Source organism: Streptomyces sp. P17, from assembly GCF_032436805.1.
GTDB lineage: Bacteria > Actinomycetota > Actinomycetes > Streptomycetales > Streptomycetaceae > Streptomyces.
Genome location: NZ_JAVRBF010000001.1, coordinates 159,387 through 178,697 on the forward strand (window position 1 = coordinate 159,387; position 19,311 = coordinate 178,697).

At 70.1% G+C, this 19,311-nt stretch carries 16 protein-coding genes and 1 tRNA gene; 11 read left to right on the forward strand and 6 right to left on the reverse strand.

Annotated elements, in window-relative coordinates:
- Window positions 1-106: 106 nt before the first annotated feature.
- Window positions 107-1,012 carry an SDR family oxidoreductase gene (locus RMT89_RS00755; protein WP_315881915.1) on the forward strand — a complete coding sequence of 302 codons (906 nt, stop codon included), beginning with the start codon at window positions 107-109 and terminating at the stop codon, window positions 1,010-1,012.
- Between the two features lie 108 nt (window positions 1,013-1,120).
- On the opposite strand, the gene RMT89_RS00760 is transcribed toward RMT89_RS00755, so the two are convergent.
- Window positions 1,121-2,008, reverse strand: a complete 888-nt coding sequence (locus RMT89_RS00760) for a hypothetical protein (protein WP_315881916.1) — start codon at window positions 2,006-2,008, stop codon at window positions 1,121-1,123.
- Window positions 2,009-2,170: 162 nt separating this feature from the next.
- Here RMT89_RS00760 and RMT89_RS00765 point away from each other — a divergent pair, with 162 nt between their 5' ends.
- Window positions 2,171-2,971: a serine protease gene (locus tag RMT89_RS00765; protein WP_315881917.1), complete on the forward strand. Its 801-nt coding sequence runs from the start codon at window positions 2,171-2,173 to the stop codon at window positions 2,969-2,971.
- Window positions 2,972-3,032: 61 nt separating this feature from the next.
- On the opposite strand, the gene RMT89_RS00770 is transcribed toward RMT89_RS00765, so the two are convergent.
- Window positions 3,033-4,769 carry a beta-galactosidase gene (locus RMT89_RS00770; RefSeq protein WP_315881918.1) on the reverse strand — a complete coding sequence of 579 codons (1,737 nt, stop codon included), beginning with the start codon at window positions 4,767-4,769 and terminating at the stop codon, window positions 3,033-3,035.
- An 86-nt stretch (window positions 4,770-4,855) separates the two neighbouring features.
- On the opposite strand from RMT89_RS00770, the gene RMT89_RS00775 reads away from it, so the two are divergent.
- The 6 genes from RMT89_RS00775 (at window position 4,856) to RMT89_RS00800 (ending at window position 12,208) form a co-directional block, all read left to right on the forward strand.
- Window positions 4,856-5,746, forward strand: a complete 891-nt coding sequence (locus tag RMT89_RS00775) for an AraC family transcriptional regulator (RefSeq protein ID WP_315881919.1) — start codon at window positions 4,856-4,858, stop codon at window positions 5,744-5,746.
- Between the two features lie 11 nt (window positions 5,747-5,757).
- Window positions 5,758-6,117: a chorismate mutase gene (locus tag RMT89_RS00780; RefSeq protein ID WP_315881920.1), complete on the forward strand. Its 360-nt coding sequence runs from the start codon at window positions 5,758-5,760 to the stop codon at window positions 6,115-6,117.
- A gap of 142 nt (window positions 6,118-6,259) precedes the next feature.
- Window positions 6,260-6,793, forward strand: a complete 534-nt coding sequence (locus RMT89_RS00785) for a response regulator (protein ID WP_315882005.1) — start codon at window positions 6,260-6,262, stop codon at window positions 6,791-6,793.
- 56 nt (window positions 6,794-6,849) lie between these two features.
- Window positions 6,850-9,333: an aminopeptidase N gene (gene pepN, locus RMT89_RS00790; RefSeq protein ID WP_315881921.1), complete on the forward strand. Its 2,484-nt coding sequence runs from the start codon at window positions 6,850-6,852 to the stop codon at window positions 9,331-9,333.
- Between the two features lie 98 nt (window positions 9,334-9,431).
- Complete coding sequence (locus tag RMT89_RS00795; RefSeq protein WP_315881922.1) at window positions 9,432-10,802, forward strand: aminotransferase class V-fold PLP-dependent enzyme; 1,371 nt, start codon at window positions 9,432-9,434, stop codon at window positions 10,800-10,802.
- On the forward strand, window positions 10,799-12,208 hold the full coding sequence (locus tag RMT89_RS00800; protein WP_315881923.1) for a SidA/IucD/PvdA family monooxygenase: 1,410 nt from the start codon (window positions 10,799-10,801) through the stop codon (window positions 12,206-12,208). Before RMT89_RS00795 ends, RMT89_RS00800 begins: the two co-directional genes overlap by 4 nt.
- 18 nt (window positions 12,209-12,226) lie before the next feature.
- On the opposite strand, the gene RMT89_RS00805 is transcribed toward RMT89_RS00800, so the two are convergent.
- Entirely contained in the window at window positions 12,227-14,023 is a 1,797-nt protein-coding gene (locus RMT89_RS00805; RefSeq protein WP_315881924.1) for a 5'-nucleotidase C-terminal domain-containing protein, read from the reverse strand.
- A gap of 181 nt (window positions 14,024-14,204) precedes the next feature.
- Here RMT89_RS00805 and RMT89_RS00810 point away from each other — a divergent pair, with 181 nt between their 5' ends.
- Both RMT89_RS00810 and pyk read left to right on the forward strand, forming a co-directional pair.
- A complete protein-coding gene (locus RMT89_RS00810; RefSeq protein WP_315881925.1) occupies window positions 14,205-14,897 on the forward strand; it encodes an SIMPL domain-containing protein in 693 nt (230 codons plus the stop codon).
- Window positions 14,898-15,033: 136 nt separating this feature from the next.
- Complete coding sequence (gene pyk, locus RMT89_RS00815; RefSeq protein WP_315881926.1) at window positions 15,034-16,470, forward strand: pyruvate kinase; 1,437 nt, start codon at window positions 15,034-15,036, stop codon at window positions 16,468-16,470.
- 373 nt (window positions 16,471-16,843) lie between these two features.
- On the opposite strand, the gene RMT89_RS00825 is transcribed toward pyk, so the two are convergent.
- A tRNA-Leu gene (locus tag RMT89_RS00825) sits at window positions 16,844-16,926 on the reverse strand.
- Window positions 16,927-17,027: 101 nt separating this feature from the next.
- Between RMT89_RS00825 and RMT89_RS00830 the strand changes: the two genes are divergently transcribed.
- Window positions 17,028-17,684, forward strand: coding sequence for a response regulator (locus tag RMT89_RS00830; RefSeq protein ID WP_315881927.1), 657 nt, complete (start codon window positions 17,028-17,030; stop codon window positions 17,682-17,684).
- 69 nt (window positions 17,685-17,753) lie between these two features.
- Here RMT89_RS00830 and RMT89_RS00835 read toward each other — a convergent pair whose 3' ends face one another.
- Window positions 17,754-18,470 (reverse strand): ABC transporter ATP-binding protein, encoded by a 717-nt coding sequence (locus tag RMT89_RS00835; RefSeq protein ID WP_315881928.1) that lies wholly within the window; start codon window positions 18,468-18,470, stop codon window positions 17,754-17,756.
- Window positions 18,467-19,309 carry an ABC transporter ATP-binding protein gene (locus RMT89_RS00840; RefSeq protein WP_315881929.1) on the reverse strand — a complete coding sequence of 281 codons (843 nt, stop codon included), beginning with the start codon at window positions 19,307-19,309 and terminating at the stop codon, window positions 18,467-18,469. The genes RMT89_RS00835 and RMT89_RS00840 overlap by 4 nt, the downstream gene beginning before the upstream one ends.
- Between the last annotated feature and the right edge of the window lie 2 nt (window positions 19,310-19,311).

Sequence of the window (19,311 nt, forward strand, 5' to 3'; positions counted from 1 at the left end):
GGCGGGCGGTTGGTTGGTGGGAGGGCTGGGGTGGGTGGATGTGTGTGGGGCGGGGAGAGCGGGTCGTCTTCGCCGGTGCGGGTAACCGCGCACAAGGAGGTGTGAGGTGACCGGCATCTGCGACGGACGGGTCGTCGTCGTCACCGGCGCGGGCCGGGGCCTCGGCCGTGCCCATGCGCTCGCCTTCGCGGCGGAGGGGGCGAGGGTGGTCGTCAATGACCTCGGTGTCGGACTCGACGGCACACCGGACCCCGACAGCCCGGCGGGGCGGGTCGTCGAGGAGATCCGCTCCGCGGGGGGTGAGGCGGTGGCCCACGGCGGCGACATAGCGACGACGGACGGGGCTGCCTCGCTGATCAGGACGGCCTTGGACACGTACGGCCGCCTGGACACGCTGGTCAACAACGCCGGGTTCCTGCGGGACCGGATGCTGGTGAACCTGTCCGAGGACGAGTGGGACGCCGTGGTGCGCGTCCATCTGAAGGGCCACTTCCTCCCGCTGAAGCACGCCGCGGCCCACTGGCGCACGGAGGCGAAGGCGGGCCGCACCCCGACGGCCAGGATCGTCAACACCAGCAGCGGGGCAGGCCTGTTGGGCGCGGTGGGACAGGGCAACTACAGCGCGGCGAAGGCCGGAATCGTGACGCTCACGCTGGTGGCGGCCGCCGAACTCGGCCGCTACGGCATCCAGGTCAACGCCATCGCCCCGGCGGCCCGCACCAGGATGACGGAACGCACCTTCGCCGACACCATGACGGCCACCGAGACCGGCTTCGACGCGATGGCCCCGGAGAACGTCTCCCCACTGGTCGTCTGGCTGGGCTCGGCGGCGAGCGCGGGGGTGACGGGGCGAGTCTTCGAGGCGGAGGCAGGGCGCATCACCGTGATGGAGGGCTGGCGGAGAGGGCCCAGCGCGGACAAGGGGGCTCGGTGGGATGCGAGGGAGGCGGGGGAGACGGTGGTGAAGCTGCTGGGGGAGGCGGAGGTGCCGGGACAGGTGTACGGAGGGTAGGACAACTCCTCAAGGGGCGCGGGGCTGCATCGATTTGCGGCTCCGCCACGTGGGCGCGACCAGCCACGACGCACCCGCAGACGACTCACCGGCCTTCCAGCGGGGCGCCTACGTGTCGCACTCCAGCACCGTCCGGCACAACCCGCACCGCGCCCGCACCCGCCCCTTCACCGGCACTCGAATCCGCTGATGACACGTAGGGCAAGGAAACGACACCCGCAGCCCCCCACCATCCGGACTGAACGTGTACGGCGCCCCCGGCCCGGGCCCCGGCCCCCCACCCCCATGTCTCCGATCCCGCGCATACCGCCGCCGCCCCGCCCACCCCGCAGCCGTCAGCGGCGGCTGCTGCTCATCACGCCGTGCCTCCACCATCCCCTTGCCGTACGCCGTGTACGCCTGCGGACTGGTGAACCACACCGACGGATCCTCCCCGAAGACCAGCGCCCGCTTGGCGAGGACATAGCCGAACTCCTCCGGCGTCAGATACCCCAGCTTCTGCGACGACGCCCCGTCCTCCCGGTACGCGTCCAGCAGCAGCCACCCGGCGCCCAGATACGTCGTCGCCGTGTCCGTGAGGATCTCGTTGTCCCGCGTGCCGGGAAACGACAGATCGAGCCGGTGCAGATACACATGCATGATCTCGTGGGCCAGCGCCGCCCCGATGTCGCGCCGATGCGTCCGGAACCGGTCGTTCAGCTCCACGAAGTACTCGGGTCCCGCGGCGAGTTCGACGTTCGCCGCATGCGTCATCTCGCGGAAGCTCACGATGATCCGCGCGTCCGGCAGCCGATAGTGCCGCACCAGCTCCCGCGCCACCCGCTGCGTCCCCAGATACAGATCATCGGTGTCGCAGAAGGCCACATCCGCGGGGACGACACTGCTCGCGAACGTCTGGATCGTGTCGTAGGACAGCCGCTTGTACAGCGCGGTGACCGCCGCCCGCACCGTCTCCAGGTGTGGGTAGCCGTGCTCGACCGGTCCGCCGTTCGCCACGTCCGAACCCCCAAGACGCCTGAACCCGATTCCACTCTACGGGGATGTGAGGGATATTTCCCCGCTCGGGTTCCATCCCCGGTACGTGAGATCCGTCCTTGTCATGCCCCCTCCTTGATCTTCATACTGCGGGCCGCCCAACCCCCCACGAAAGGACATGCGTTGACCCATAACACGCCCAAGAGAAATGGCGGCCTGACGCTGGTCAAGAGAGCCGCGGCGTTCGGTGCCGTCGCCCTCGCGGTCGCCTCCCTCCAGCCCCTGAGCTCCGCCCAGGCCGCGGACACCCGCGTCGTAGGTGGAACGCCCGCGGCACAGAACGAGTTCCCCTTCATGGTCCAGCTCTCGATGGGCTGCGGCGGGGCGCTCTACAAGAAGGACATCGTCCTGACCGCCGCCCACTGCATGGACGGCTCCGGCAACAACACCAGCATCACGGTCACCGCGGGGGTCAACGACCTCAACTCCTCCGCGGCGATCAAGGTCAAGTCGACCAAGGTCAAGGTGGCCCCGGGCTACGACGGCACCGGCAAGGACTGGGCGCTGATCAAGCTCGCCAAGCCGATCGACAAGCCCACGCTGAAGATCGCCACCACGGACCGCTACAACCGCGGCATGTTCACGATCGCCGGCTGGGGTGACACCCGGGAGGGCGCGGGCACCGGCACCACCAAGCTGCGGAAGGCCACCGTGCCGTTCGTCGCCGACCGGGTGTGCAAGCGCCAGTACGGCAACCGTCTGGTCGCCAACGAGGAGATCTGCGCCGGCTGGACGCGCGGCAGCGTCGACACCTGCCAGGGCGACTCCGGCGGCCCGATGTTCCGCAGGGACGACGCCGGCAAGTGGATCCAGGTCGGCATCGTCAGCTGGGGCGACGGCTGCGCCCGCGCCGGTGTGCCCGGCGTCTACACCCAGGTGAACACGTTCGCCGCCGACATAGCCCGGGCCGCGTCTGCCCTGTAGGGACGCGGCCACGAGCGCGGCGTGAGCCGCACGCCCTCACCGTCAGGGAGGGGCGTGCGGCTCACACGCCTGTGAGCGTGGGCGCCTGTCCCGGCGCCCCCGCGAACTCCAGCACCCGCACCTCGTTCTCCCCCTCGTGCAGCACCGGCCCCGGCACGAACAGCGCCCGCTGCGGCCCGGCCGACCAGTACCGGCCGAGGCTGAAGCCGTTGACCCAGACGAACCCCCGTGTCCAGCCCGGCAGTTCCAGCAGCGCGTCCCCGGCGCCCCGGAGGGTCACCGCACCCCGGTACAGCCCCGGCGCCCCCGCCCCGTCGAACTCCCGGAACGGCACGTCCGAGACGTCGTCCAGGTCGTCGAGCCGCAGCCCACGCGCGCGTACGTCGTGCAGATACTGCCGCTCGTGCAGGATCCCCCCGGTGATCCCCTTGGCCTCCCCGCAGCGCGGGCCGTAGTTGACCCGGCCCAGGGACTCCACCCACAGCTCCACACGCGCGTGCCCGGCGACGGGCTCCTTGAGCCGCTCGTCCTCCTCGGTGAGCACCCCGGCCCGCTCGCCGTCGACGTACACCACCGCGATGTCCCGCAGCCCGCGCACGATCAGCGGATACGGCTGCCGCGGCCCCGGCACGGTCACCTCGTAGCGCACCACACCCCGGTCGACGTCCAGCTCCTCGAACGTCGGCGGAACAGGCCCGGACACCTCCGCACCGCCACGCGCCTCCAGTACGGCGTCCAGGGGTGCCCAGGCGGTCAGGCGGGCCTCGGCGGGGGCGGACAGCGGGGCGGGCGGGGGAGGGGGCTCGGGGAGCGGGCCTTGGGCGTACTCGGCGAACGCCTCGCGGAAGGCCCAGAACTTCGCCGTGGGCCGCCCGGCCTCGTCGATCGGGGCGTCGTAGTCGTAGGACGTCACATCGGGCTCCAGCGGCCCGTCGTGCAGCTCGCCGCCGCCCCGGTTGGCGCCCGACCAGCCGGCGAAGCTGGTGCCGCCGTGCGCCATGTACAGGTTGACCGAGGCCCCGCACTCCAGGATCTCCCGCAAGGCCGCGGCGGCGTCCTCAGGATCCCGTACGACGTGTTCGGCGCCCCAGTGGTCGAACCAGCCGCACCAGAACTCCATGCACATCAGCGGACCCTCCGGGCGGTGCCGGCGCAGCGTCCGGAACGCCTCCCGCGCGTGGGAGCCGAAGTTCACGGTGGCCGGTACGCCCGGCACCGAGCCGCCGGTCAGCATGTGGTCCTCCGGGCCGTCCGAGGTGAACAGCGGGACCGTCACGCCCTCCTCGCGCAGCAGCTCGGCCAGCCACCGGAGGTACCGGGCGTCGGAGCCGTAGCTGCCGTACTCGTTCTCGACCTGGACCATGATCACCGGGCCGCCCCGGTCCACCTGCCGGGACACCACGCCGGGCAGCAGCTGACGGAACCAGTCGCGCACGGGACGGAGAAAACGCTCGTCACGCGTGCGTGCGTGGCCCGGCACCCAGTGCGGCAGCCCGCCGTTCTCCCACTCGGCGCAGATGTACGGGCCCGGCCGCACGATCGCCCACAGCCCCGCCTGACGCGCCGCGTCCAGGAAGCGGCCGAGCGCGGCCACGTCCCGGAACTCGCCCGGCCGAGGCTCATGGAGGTTCCACGGCGCATACGTCTCGACGCAGTTGAGGCCCATCGCCCGCAGCATCGCCAGCCGGTGCCCCCACTGGGCCTCGTGCACCCGGAAGTAGTGCAGCGCGCCGGACAGCAGCCGTACCGGCCGGCCGTCCAGCAGAAAATCGGTGTCCCCCACGGTGAAGTCGCTCATGCCGCCACCCTCACCCCCTGGCGGCGATCGGATCCATGGACAAAGATCGACGCTGGTTGGACGCAAGTGAACGCGGGAGAGCGCCGATGTACCACACCTGGACGCGCTTCTTCACGCCCGGCCCCGTCCATCACCGTCTGGGCCTGGTCTGCCTCGGCGTCGGCCTCCAGTACGGCGCCCTGCCCACCGTCGGCCCCCGCACCCTCGACCACCATGTCGCCGTCGTCATCAGCGCCGGCGGCGGCTGGTACCGGGGCCCCGACGGCCGCCGTACGACCGTCACCGCGCCCGCACTGCTGTGGCTCACCCCCGGTGTCCCGCACCACTACGCCCCCGACCCCGCCACCGGCTGGGACGAGGGGTTCGTCGACTTCACCGGGCCCGCGACCACGACGTACACCGAACTCGGCTGCATCGAACCGGACCGCCCTGTGGTGCCCCTGTCGGACGCGGCGGGCCCGCGCGGGGTGATCGCCCGGGTCGCGCGTGCCGCCCGCCGTGACAACCCGCTGCTGGAGGTCGAGACCGCGGCCGCCGTCCATGAACTCCTCGTCGCCCTGCGCCGCGCCCGCGCCGACCTCGCCCCCGACGGCGACCAGGTACTCAAGGCCCTCGCCCGCGACGCCTGCACCCCGATGACGGTCGCCGAGCACGCCGCCCGGCACGGCATGACCCTCGCCGAACTGCGCACCGCCGTCCGCCGCGGCGCCGGATGCAGCCCCAAGGACTACCTGCTCGGCATCCGCCTCGGCCGCGCCAAGGAACTCCTCGCCGGCACCGACCTGTCCGTCGCGGCCGTCGCCCGGCGCGTCGGATACGACGATCCGGCCTACTTCTCCCGCCTGTTCACCCGCCGCGTCGGCATGCCCCCCGTCCGCTTCCGCGCCCAGCAGGGCCGCACCGTCCCCGGCGGCTGGAGCGACCGCGTCCCGGACCCGGACGATCCGCCGATGATCGAACGGCCCCGGGGCCCTTAGGGTTGTCGCCCATGACCACCAGCAACACCGGAACCGGTGACGTCGACCCCGCCGTCCGCGAGGAGCTCGCCCGGCTGCGCGACAGCATCGACAACATCGACGCGGCCGTCGTCCATATGCTCGCCGAGCGCTTCAAGTGCACCCAGCAGGTCGGCCACCTCAAGGCCGCCCACCAGCTGCCGCCCGCCGACCCGGCCCGCGAGGCCCGGCAGATCGCCCGGCTGCGCACGCTCGCCGAGAACGCCAAGCTCGACCCGGCCTTCGCCGAGAAGTTCCTGAACTTCATCATCGCCGAGGTGATCAGACACCACGAGAGCATCGCGGAGACCTCAGAGAACACGGTCAACGGCGCTGCGCCGACGGCGAACTGAGCACCTCCCGGCCATCCGGGGGCGTGACAGGGGCCGCCCGCGCGGGGCATGCTGCGCTGTGCACTCCTTGTCAGCCGACGGGCACACCCCGTCAGCGTCACGGACAGAAGCTGGTTGTCCCATGCGGGAGGGACGTCGGGCCATGCCGTCGGATGCCAAGATCCTCATCGTCGACGACCATGAGGACACCCTGTACGCGCTGGAGAGCGCCCTCGCCCCCCTGGGCTACCGGCTCAGCCGCGCCACCACCGGCGACGAGGCGCTCAAGCACGTGCTCCGCGGGCAGGTCGGGCTCCTCCTGCTCGATGTGCGGATGCCCGGCGTCAGTGGTCTGGACGTCGTGCGCTACATGCGCCGCCTGGAACAGACCCAGCACATTCCGGTCATTTTACTCACCGGCTTCGGACCCGATCAGGAACTGACGTCGACCGCCTTCGGGTTGGGCGTCGCCGACCTCTTGATGAAACCCATCGACCCCTGGGCATTACGCACCAAGGTCCGCTACCTCTACGACGCCCACCGCCGCCACCGCGCCCTGGAGCAGGAGGTCCGCGAACTGCGCGCCCTGGTCAAGGGCCAGTCGGAGATCGGCGAGCCCGTCCTGCCCCACCTCGACGCCCGGGTCCCGCCGCAGCGCGACACCTCCGGCGCCCGACCGGCGCGGGACCGGACATAGGGCGCGTACCGATCCGCCCCTGTGCCGTGTCAGTGCCATCAGGCAGCATGTCCTGCATGTCCGTACTGACGCGCGACGAAGCGCAGACCCGTGCCCAGCTCCTCGACGTCCACCGCTACACGATCGAACTCGATCTGACCACGGGGGACGAGACCTTCGACTCCCTGACCGTCATCCGGTTCGCCACGCGCGCGGACGCGGACACCTTCGTCGAGGTCAAGCCCGCGGAACTGCGCTCGGTCAGCCTCGACGGACAGCCTCTGGACCCGGAGACCCTGGACGGCGACCGGCTGCCCCTGAAGAACCTCACCGCCGGAGAGCACGAACTGCGCGTCGAGGCCGCCATGCGCTACTCGCGCACCGGCGAGGGCATGCACCGCTTCACGGACCCCGCCGACGGCGAGACCTACGTCTACACCCAGCTGTTCATGGACGATGTGCAGCGCGTCTTCGCCGCCTTCGACCAGCCCGACCTGAAGTCCGTCTTCGAGCTGTCCGTCAAGGCCCCCGAGGGCTGGACCGTCCTCGCCAACGGCGTCACCGAGCACACCGACGGCGTCTGGAAGGCCGCGCCGACCCCGCTGATCTCCACCTACCTCGTCGCCGTCGCCGCGGGCCCCTGGCACTCGGTCACCACCGAACACCGCGGACTGCCCTTCGGCCTCCACTGCCGCCGCTCGCTCGCCCCCCACCTGGACACGGACACCGACGAGCTCTTCGAGATCACCAAGCAGTGCTACGACCGCTACCACGAGAAGTTCGCCGAGCCCTACCCCTTCGACTCCTACGACCAGGCGTTCGTCCCGGAGTTCAACGCCGGCGCCATGGAGAACCCGGGCCTCGTCACCTTCCGCGACGACTTCGTCTACCGCTCCGCCGTCACCGACGCCGAGCGGCAGACCCGCGCCATGGTCATCGCCCACGAGATGGCCCACATGTGGTTCGGCGACCTCGTCACCCTGCGCTGGTGGGACGACATCTGGCTGAACGAGTCCTTCGCCGAGTACATGGGCTACCAGACCCTCACCGAGGCGACCCGCTTCACCGACACCTGGACCGACTTCGGAGTCATCCGCAAGGGCTGGGGCTACGACGCCGACCAGCGCCCGTCCACCCACCCCGTCGCCCCCGAGGCCGTCGACGACACCGCCTCCGCGCTGCTGAACTTCGACGGCATCTCCTACGCCAAGGGCGCCTCCGCGCTGCGCCAGCTGGTCGCCTGGCTCGGCGAGAAGGACTTCCTCGCCGGCATCAACACCCACTTCGACCGGCACAAGTTCGCCAACGCCACCCTCGCGGACTTCATCGACTCCCTCGCCGCCCACACCGACCGCGACGTCCACGCCTGGGCCGACGCCTGGCTGCGCACCACGGGCGTCGACACTCTCACCCCGCGCGTGACGCCCGGCGGCGACGGCACCTACGCCCTGGAGGTCGAGCGCACCGGCAGCCGCCCGCACCACATCGCCGTCGGCCTCTACGACCTCGACGTCGCCGACGAGGGCCGCCATCTCGTCCTGCGCGAGCGCCTGGACCTCGATGTCCCGCAGACCGAGCCGCAGCCCATCGGCAAGCGCCCGACGCTGCTCCTGCTCAACGACGGCGATCTCTCCTACGCCAAGGTCCGCTTCGACCCCGAGTCCTTCGAGGGCGTCCGTACGGCCCTGTCCGGGCTGCCCGAGCCGCTGACCCGCGCGGTGGTGTGGAACGCCCTCAGGGACGCCGTCCGTGACGGCGAACTCCCGGCCGCCGCCTACCTGGAGACCGCCCGCACCCACCTCCCGCACGAGACGGACCTGGCCCTGGTCCAGGGCGTCCTGAGCTTCGCCTCCACCCAGGTCGCCGACCGCTACCTCGCCCCCGAGGAGCGGCCCACCGCCCTGGCCACCCTCTCCTCCCTCTGCCGCGACCTCATCCGCCGCACCGAGGACGGCGACCATCCCGGCCTGCGCCTGATCGCCGTACGCCACTTCATCGACGTCGCCGCGCACCCCGAGCCCATCGCGGCCTGGCTCGCCGACGGCACCGTGCCCGGCGGCCCCGAGCTCGACCCCGAGCTGCGCTGGCGGATCCTGTCCCGGCTCGCGGTCCTCGGCGCGACCGACGAGGCCGCCATCGCCGCCGAACTGGAGCGCGACCCGAGCGCCACGGGCCAGGAGGGCGCGGCCCGCTGCCGCGCCGCCCTGCCGGACGCGGAGGCCAAGGCACGCGCGTGGGACGCGATGTTCGCCACGGACGATCTCTCCAACTACCTCTTCACCGCCACGGCCCAGGGCTTCTGGCAGCCCGAACAGGCCGACCTCGTACGGCAGTACGTGCCGCGCTTCTACGCCGACGCCGTCGCCGTGGCCGCCCGCCGGGGCCCGGCGATCGCGGACGCGGTCGGACGCTGGGCGTTCCCGGTGTACGCGGTGGACGGCGAGACCCTGAGCCTGGGCGAGGCCTGTCTGCGCGAGGCGGACCCGATCCCGGCGCTGCGGCGCAAGCTGGTGGATCAACTGGACGACCTGGGGAGGGCGTTGCGGGTGCGGGAGCTTTAGCGTCCGACACGTTTTCCCCGCACGGAAGTACCCCCTTTCGGGTTCCGAACCCCGGGCTTTTCGGACACGTCGCTTCATGGGCGTACAAGCTGGACCCCATGAGCATGCCGCCCCTCGCCTCGGGACCCGAAGGCCCGCCCGCCCTGGGTCTGTTGCTCAACACCGTCCTGGACGCGTTGAGAGACGGCACCACGGCCCGCGGGGGCCCACTGCCGACGGGGGGACCGGAGGCGGTGGCGGCACGCGTACGGGACGCGCTGGGTGACGTACTGCCGGAGGAGGGCGACCCGGAGGCCCTGTACACCCTGGTACGGGCGCTGGCGGAAGGCTCGGCCGACCCGGCGCATCCCCTGTGCGCGGCCCACCTGCACTGCCCTCCATTGGCGGTGGCCGCAGCGGCCGACCTGGCCGCAAGCGCCCTGAACCCTTCCCTGGACTCCTGGGACCAGGCCCCGGCGGCATCGGAGCTGGAAGCCCTGGTGGCTCACGGACTTGCCGAACTGACTGCGGGCGGGGGCGGCATCGCAGCGGACGCCCTGGTCACCACCGGCGGCACCGAATCCAACCAACTGGCCCTGCTCCTCGCCCGCGAAGCCCACCACGGCACCCGCCTCATCCACGGCGCCAACGCCCACCACTCCCTCCCCCGAGCCGCCTGGCTCCTCGGCCTGCCCGACCCCGTCGTCGTCCCCGCCCCCTCCGGCACCCTCGACCCCGCAGCCCTGGACGAGGCCCTCACCCACCTCCCCGGCCCCCACCTGGTCGCGGCCACCGCGGGCACCACGGACGCGGGCCTCATCGACCCCCTCCCCGAGATCGCCGCCCTCTGCGCCGGACACGGCGCCCGCCTCCACATCGACGCGGCCTACGGCGGCGGACTCCTCTTCAGCGACCGGCACCGGCACCGGCTACGAGGCCTGGACGCCGCCGACACCGTCACCCTCGACCTGCACAAACTCGGCTGGCAGCCGGTCGCCGCCGGGCTCCTCACCGTCCGGAACCGGCACCACCTCGCCGCCCTCCACCAGCACGCCGACTACCTCAACGCCGACGACGACACCGGCGCCGGCCTCCCCGACCTCCTCGCCCGGTCCCTGCGCACCACCCGCCGCCCGGACATCCTGAAGATCGCGGTCACCCTCAAGACGCTCGGCCGCCAGGGCATGGGCCGGCTCGTCGACCAAGTCTGCGAGCGGGCCGCCGAGTTCGCGGCTCTCGTCGACAAGCACCCCCGCTTCGAGCTCTACGACCGCCCCACCATCAGCACGGTCGTCTTCCGCCCCCGCACCGCCACCGACGACACCGTCGCCGCCGTACGCCGAAAGCTCCTCACCGACGGCCGCGCGGTCATCGGCCGGGCCCGGCTCGACGGCCGGCTGTGGCTGAAGGTCACCCTCCTCAACCCCCACACCCGCCCAGACGACCTGGCCGCCCTCCTGAACCTCGTGGAAGGAACCACCCCCCGATGAGCCCCACCCCCGACACACCCCGCGACCTGGTCGGCATCGGCGTCGGCCCGTTCAACCTCTCCCTCGCCGCCCTCGCCCACCCGCTCGCCGAACTCGACACCGTCTTCTATGAACAGCGCCCCGCCTTCGACTGGCACCCGGGCCTGCTGATCGAGGGCGCCACCATCCAGGTCCCGTTCCTCGCCGACCTGGTCACCCTCGTCGACCCCGCCAGCCCCTGGTCGTTCCTCAACTACCTCAGGCACCGCGACCGGCTCTTCCCCTTCTACTTCGCCGAGCGCTTCCATATCCAGCGCGCCGAGTACGACGCCTACTGCCGCTGGGTCTCGGAGAACCTCCCCGCGCTGCACTTCGGCCACCAGGTCGACGCCGTGCGCTTCAACCCCGAACGGGACGTGTTCGAGGTCGACTTCACCCAGCTCGACGCCGACGGGGAGGCGGAGGCGCTGGGCCGCGCGTACACCCGGAACATCGTCCTCGGCATCGGCACCGAGCCGTACGTCCCCGACCCGCTGAGGCCCCTCGTGGAGGCCCCGGGCGTGCCCGTGTTCCACGCCGCCGACTACCTGGACCACCGCGCGGAACTGCTGTCCGCCGAGCACGTCACGATCGTCGGATCGGGACAGTCCGGCGCCGAGATCTTCCTCGACCTGCTCCGCGCCCGGCCCGCGGGCCACGAGCGGCTGCACTGGATCGGCCGTACCGAGGCCTTCGTGCCGATGGAGTACTCCAAGCTCGGCCTGGAGCACTTCACCCCCGACTACACCCGCTACTTCCACGCCCTCGCCGAACCCGTCCGCGACCGGCTCGTCAGCTCGCAGTGGCGGCTCCACAAGGGCATCGACACCGACACCCTCGCCGCCATTCACGACGAGCTCTACCGCCGTACGCTGAACGGCGGTTGGCCGGACACCGTCCTCACCCCGGGCGTCCGCGTCCGCACCGCGGGCCGGGTCGCGACCACCAAGGTCGAACTGCACCTGGAACACATCGAGCAGAACACCCGCGATCGCCTCACCACCGACGCCGTCATCCTCGCCACCGGCTACCGCGAACGCCCTCTGGACCGCATCCTCGCCGGACTCGACCCCTACCTGCGGCGCGACAGCCGCGAACGCCCGCGCGTGGACGAACACTTCCGCCTCGTCCTCGACCCCTCCGTCACCGGGTCGGGCTGCAACGTCCACGTCCAGAACGCCGAACGCCACACCCACGGCGTCGGCACCCCGGACCTCGGCCTCGCCGCCTGGCGCAGCGCGACGATCCTCAACGCCGTGACGGGTAAGGAACCTTACCCGCTGCCCACCCGTACGGGCTTCACCACCTTCGGCCTGGAAACACAGCAGCCCCAGATCCCGTCCGCGCGTCGGCCGAAGGCGCTGACACCACTCCTGGACGGGATCTGAGGCTGAATCAACCAACCGCTAGAACACCGGCGTTCCGTCCCGCGTGAGCTTCCAGTCCACCGAGGCGAAGTCCTTCGGGTCCAGCACACCCTTCGCGGTGACCCACTCGGCGATCCGGGTGCGGATCTCCGTCGACTCGGCCCACAGCTCCTGCGCCGAGGCGACATGCGGGAACGCCCCGCCGCCGTTGGCACGGTAGTTGTTCACCGCGAACACGAACCGCTGCGCATCCTCCAGCGCGGCCCCGTTGTAGGCAAGGTTCTTGATCCGCGAACCCGCCGCCTGGGCGATGTCGATGTCGTACGACAGCCCCGACACGTAGTCGTAGTTGTAGTCCGGGCGGCCGTTCGCGTTGGTCAGCTTCTCCACGTCCACCGCCGCACCGGCCGCCGTCTGCACGAAGTACTCCGCCGAATACTCCAGGTACGCCTTGAGCTGGGCGCCCGTCATCAACTTGGCGACCAGCGTGTTGTCGTACACATACAGGCTCGACAGGTCCCGGATCGTCACGTTGCCCGCCGGGATCGCCGAGGTGCGGGAGAACGGCGAGGCCTGCGCGATCACCGGCAGCGCCGCGTACTCGGTGCCCGCCAGGGCCGCCTTGACCACGTCCTCCTGGACCTTGGTGATCAGGTCGATGATCGGGGCGTCCTTGTAGCGGGCGTCCACGGTGGTCAGCGTCTCGGTGGCGGTGCCGACGACCTGGTTGACGTACGCGACGACCTTCTCGTGCTCGTCGTCGAGCAGCTTGGTGATCTCCGGGTCGTCGGCGACCGTCCTGGAGTCGCGCACGGTCGCCGCGACCGACTCGACCGTCCAGCGGCCCTTGGAGAAGACCAGCTCGATGTCGAACAGCGACAGCCGCTGCGCGTAGCAGAGCGGCTCCGACAGGATCACCGTCTTGCCGGTCTGCTCGTTCGTCACCTTCAGCTCGACGATCTCCGTGTGCGCGTGGCCCACCAGGATCGCGTCGATGCCCGGCACCTTCTGGGCGACCAGCGCGGCCGAGTTCTCGACGTACGGCAGCTGGTCACCGTAGGACGAGGTGCCCGAGGAGCCGGAGTGCGCCGAGACGACCACGACGTCCGCGCCCATCGACCGCAGCTTCGGCACCCACTTCGCCGCCTGCTCCTCAAGACCGGGGAAGGTCATCTTGCCCTGGACATAGGCCTTGTCCCAGATCGCGATGCCGGGATTGGTCAGCCCGAGAACCGCGACCTTGACCGGCGGGGCGCCCTTCACCTGGAACTTCTTCATGAAGTACGGCGGGAAAGCGGGCTTGAGGGTCTTCGCGTCCAAGGCGTTCGCCCCGAGCAGCGGGAAGTCGCACTGCTCCTCGAACTTCCGCAGCGTACGGATGCCGTAGTTGAACTCGTGGTTCCCGAGCGCCACCGCGTCGTAGCCGATGGCGTTCATCGCCTGTGCCATCGGGTGCACCGGACCGCCCTCGGCGGTGATCGGCTCGACCTTGGCGTAGTAGTACGTCAGCGGGGTGCCCTGAATCGTGTCGCCGGCGTCCAGCAGCAGCGTGTTGCGGCGGCCCTTCTCCTCGCGGACCTGCTCGACCAGGGTGGCGATCCGGGCGAGGCCCTTCGCATTGCCCTTGGCGTCGGTGTACTCCGCGTCCTTGAAGTAGTCCCAGTTGAAGATGTTGCCGTGCAGATCGGTCGTGCCCATCACCGTCAGGGAGTACCGCTTGGCGGGCTTCCTCGCCTCCGCGGCCCCGGCCGCCGGAGCCGCGGCCGCGCCGGCGATGGCGACTCCCGCTCCGGTCACGGCCGACTTCTTCAGGAACTTCCGACGGTTCAGGGGCATGTCTCGGTATCTCCTCGGGAAGATGAATGACGCGCGTAGATCCCGGGGTGAAGGCGGACCGACGCGCGTAGATTCTGTCCCGGACATGGCGACCGGCAACAGATCCGCGAGGTTGCGATCTGATGACCTGGGCTGTGAGGTGGCTGTCCGTATCTGACCAAGCGGTGACACAGTGGGGCGTATGACCACGCCCGCTCTGCCCTACGGCACCCCCGACGCCCCGCGCATCGCCGTCCGCGGTGAGGCCCACCTCGAAGTCGACCCCGAGATCGGCCGGATCGGCATCACGGTCGCCTCCCGCGGCAAGGACCGCCGCTCAGCGCTGGAGGACCTCACCCGGCGCAACGCCACCGCCCTCGACCTGGTCAAGTCGTACGGCGAGGCGGTGGAGCGGCTGGAGACCGGCGCCTTCTCCGTGCGGCCCGAGCTCACCAAGCACGGGCGCGGCGAGCGCGTGCGCACCTATCAGGGCACCGTCCATCTCACCGCCGAACTCACCGACTTCACCGCTCTCGGTGAACTCACCACGCGCCTGGCCGACTTGGAGCTCACCCGCGTCGACGGCCCCTGGTGGGACCTGCGCCCCGACTCGCCCGCCCACCGCCGCGCCCGCGAGCAGGCCGTCCGCGAGGCGGTCCAGCGGGCCCGCGAGTACGCCGAGGCGCTGGGCACCTCGCTGGCGGCCCTGGTCGAGATCGCCGACATCGGCGCCGAGGACGGCGGCCCGCGCCCGATGGCGGCCGGCCGTATGCGCGCCATGGCCTTCGCGGAGGCAGCCGAGGACACCGTGACCGCCCTCGACCTCGAACCCCAGCGCCAGCATGTCTCCGCGCAGGTGAATGCGCGATTCACCATGAGGCCGCCGAAGTTGTAGGCCAATTCTCCGAATTACGCTCATCGGAGCGGCCCGCCGCACAATTCAACACTTGTCAATAATCCTTCACGCAAAGGTTGTTGGGTAGTCATGCGCGGCCAATTCACTACCCGCCGGTAAGGCCTAGGCTCGAAACATGCGCCGAGCAAAGATCGTTTGTACTCTGGGGCCCGCCACCGACGCGTACGACCAGATCAAGGAACTGGTCGAGGCCGGAATGGACGTCGCCCGGTTCAACCTCAGCCACGGCGGATACGCCGAGCACGAGGAGCGCTACCAGCGCGTGCGAAAGGCCTCCGACGAGACCGGCCGCAGCGTCGGCCTGCTCGCCGACCTTCAAGGCCCGAAGATCCGCCTCGGCCGCTTCGCCGAAGGACCCGTACTCCTTGAACGCGGCGACTCCTTCACCATCACGGTGGAGGAGGGCGCCGAGGGGAACCGAGACCAGTGCGGCACCACGTACTCCGGCCTCGCCGGTGACGTCACCCCGGGCGAGCGCATCCTCGTCGACGACGGCAAGGTCTGCCTGGAGGTCACCGCCGTCGACGGCCCCCGCGTCCGCACCACGGTGGTCGAGGGCGGCATGGTCTCCGACAACAAGGGCCTGAACCTGCCCGGCGTCGCGGTGTCGGTCCCCGCGCTCTCCGAGAAGGACGAGGCAGACCTCCGCTGGGCGCTGCGCACGGGCTTCGACGTCATCGCGTTGTCCTTCGTCCGTTCCGGCCGCGACATCGAGGACGTCCACCGCATCATGGACGAGGAGGGCCGTCGCCTTCCCGTCATCGCCAAGGTGGAGAAGCCGCAGGCCGTCGAGGCGATCGACGACATCGTCGCCGCCTTCGACGGCATCATGGTCGCCCGCGGCGACCTGGGCGTCGAAATGCCCCTGGAACAGGTCCCGATCGTCCAGAAGCGCGCCATCAAACTGGCGAAGCGCAACGCCAAGCCGGTGATCGTGGCGACCCAGATGCTCGACTCGATGATCGAGAACTCCCGCCCGACGAGGGCGGAGGCGAGCGACGTGGCGAACGCGGTCATCGACGGCACGGACGCGGTGATGCTGTCGGGCGAGACCAGCGTCGGCAAGTACCCGATCGGAACGGTCCGCACGATGGCGAAGATCGTCGAAGCGGCGGAGGAGGACCTCCTCGCCAAGGGCCTCCCCCCACTGACGGACCGCAACAAGCCCCGCACCCAGGGCGGAGCGGTCGCACGTGCGGCAGCCGAGATGGGCGACTTCCTGGGCGCCAAATTCCTCGTCGCCTTCACTCAGTCCGGCGACACGGTCCGCCGCTTGTCTCGTTACAGGTCGCCCATCCCACTCCTGGCCTTCACCCCGGAGCCGGCGACCCGCTCCCAACTCAGCCTCACCTGGGGCGTGGAAACCTTCCTCGGCCCGCACGTCGACTCGACCGACGCCATGGTCGACCAGGTCGACGAACTGCTCCTGAAGTACGGCCGCTGCCAGAAGGGCGACACGGTCGTCATCACCGCGGGCTCGCCTCCCGGGGTGTCGGGCTCCACGAACCTGGTCCGCGTCCACCACATCGGCGAGGACGACAGCCCGAAGTAGCCGCCTCTGTTTAGTACTTGGAGCCTACGTGGGTGTCCATGAGGGCTACTCGTCCATGAGGCCTGTCCATGACTCGGCGCAGGTGATCATGAGGTAGCTGTACGCCTCTTCGTGTAGTTCCCGCCCGTCGCAGCGAGGGCACCTCCTGCTTCCCGGGACACTCGCCACGTTTGGCTCGGTCCATGTGCTTCCAGTAGCCGACGGTGCCGAGCGGGACATTGAAGCGGCGCTCTACGTCTGCGTCGTGACCGCCCTTTGTCGCACGCCAGTACCGTGAAAGTTCATATGGATACTCTGAGTGAGTGATCGCGACCGTGCGCAGCAAAAAGCGGATGTTCACGAGAACGTGGACATCCGCTTCCTGATCACAGGGTGCCGGGTGCGGGATTCGAACCCGCACGCCCTTTCAGGCAATCGCTTTTGAGGCGATCATGTCTGCCCTTCCATCAACCCGGCGGGAGTGGCTGGTCGGAAGCATACCGGGTCACCGTCGGCTGCGGCTGCTGGGTAGGCTGCATAGGCAGCACTACCTGCCCGGCCCGCAACGAGGAGCCCCCGTGACCGCCCCCGAGTCGCCCCAGCCCGTAGACGCGCCCGACGACGACAAGTCGCACGTGCCTCCGCTGACGACCCGTGTCGTCATCGCCGAGGACGAAGCGCTCATCCGGCTCGACCTCAAAGAGATGCTCGAAGAAGAGGGGTACTCCGTCGTCGGTGAGGCGGGCGATGGTGAGCAGGCCATCGAACTGGCCCGGGAGCACCGGCCCGACCTCGTCATCCTCGATGTGAAGATGCCCAAGCTGGACGGTATCTCCGCCGCCGAGAAGATCGCCGAGGAGAGCATCGCCCCGGTCCTCATGCTCACCGCGTTCTCGCAGCGTGACCTGGTGGAGCGGGCCCGGGACGCCGGAGCGATGGCGTACCTGGTCAAGCCGTTCAGCAAGAGCGATGTCGTACCGGCGATCGAGATGGCCGTCTCGCGCTTCACCGAGCTGAAGGAGCTGGAGAAGGAGGTCGCCGACCTCACCCAGCGGCTGGAGACGCGGAAGCTGGTCGACCGGGCCAAGTCGATCCTGCAGACCGAGTACGGCCTGAGTGAGCCGGCTGCCTTCCGGTGGATCCAGAAGACCTCGATGGACCGGCGGATGTCCATGCAGCAGGTCGCCGAGGCCGTCATCCAGGACGCCGACGAGAAGAAGGCCGCCAAGGGCTGAACCCTTCACGGCAGTACGACGAAGGCCCGCACCCCCGGCGCGAGGGGCGCGGGCCTTCGTCGTAGGAACTCAGTCCTCGCCGAGGTAGGCCTTGCGGACCGACTCGTCGTGCAGCAGGTCCTGGCCGGTGCCCGACAGGACGATGTTGCCGACCTCCATGACATGACCCTGGTCGGCGAGCGAGAGCGCCGCCTGGGCGTTCTGCTCGACCAGCAGGATCGTCGTGCCCTGCGACTTCAGCTCGGCGATCGTCGCCATGATCTTCTGCATCATGATCGGCGACAGACCCATGGAGGGCTCGTCGAGCATCAGCAGCTTCGGCTGGGACATCAGGGCACGGCCCATCGCCAGCATCTGCTGCTCACCGCCGGAGAGGGTGCCCGCCGCCTGGTTGCGGCGCTCTCCGAGGATGGGGAACAGGTCGTACGCCTTCTGGATGTCCTTCGCGATGCCCTCCTTGTCGTTCCGGAGGAACGCGCCGAGCTGGAGGTTCTCGAAGATGGTCAGGCGCGGGAAGATGTGCCGGCCCTCGGGGGAGTGGGCCAGGCCCAGCGCGACGATCTTGTGGGCGGGGACGCCGGTGAGCGGTTTGCCCTCGAACAGGATCTTCCCGGAGGTGGGCTTCAGCAGGCCCGACAGGGTGCGCAGGGTCGTCGTCTTGCCGGCGCCGTTGGTGCCGATCAGGGTGACGACCTCGCCCGCGTCGACCTTGAACGAGATGCCCTTGACGGCCTCGATCTTGCCGTACGCGACCCTGAGGTCCTCGACCTCAAGCAGTGCGGTCACTTGTCGGCCCCTTCCGTGGTGCTCTGTGCCTCGGCCGCCGCGACCTCGGCGGCCTCCGCCTCGCCGGGCTCGCCCTCGAAGGGCTCACCGAGGTAGGCGGCGATGACCCGCTCGTCGGCCTGGACGACCTCGGAGGTGCCCTCGACGAGCTTCTCGCCCTGGACCAGGACGGCGACGCGGTCGCACAGGTTGAAGACGAAGCGCATGTCGTGCTCGATGAGGAGGACGGCGATGCCCTTGTCGCGGATGGCGAAGACCAGGTCCTCGGTCGCCCGCGTCTCCTGCGGGTTCATACCGGCCGTCGGCTCGTCCAGGAGCAGCAGACCGGGGTCGGAGGCGAGGGCGCGCGCGATCTCCAGCTTGCGCTGCTCGCCGTAGGGGAGGTTACGGGCGAGGTGGTCGCGCTTGTGGGCGAGGCCGATGAACTCCAGGAGTTCCATGGCCCGTTCCTCGCTGGCCGCCTCCGCCTTCTTGAAGCCGGGCCCGCGCAGCAGCGCCGACCACAGGCCCTCCTTCGTCCGCGTGTGGCGGCCGACGAGGACGTTCTCCAGCACCGTCATGTTGGCGAAGAGACGGATGTTCTGGAACGTACGGGCGATGCCCGCCTTCGTCACCAGGTGCGGCTTGGGCGGCAGCACCGTGCCCTGGTAGGAGACCGTGCCCTCGGTGGGGATGTACAGGCCCGTCAGGCAGTTGAAGAAGGTCGTCTTGCCGGCGCCGTTGGGGCCGATCAGACCGACGATCTCGCCGGCGTTGACCGTGAAGTCGACCGAGCGGACGGCGGTCAGACCGCCGAAGCGCATGGTGACGTCGCGGGCTTCGAGTACAGGTGTCGTCATGG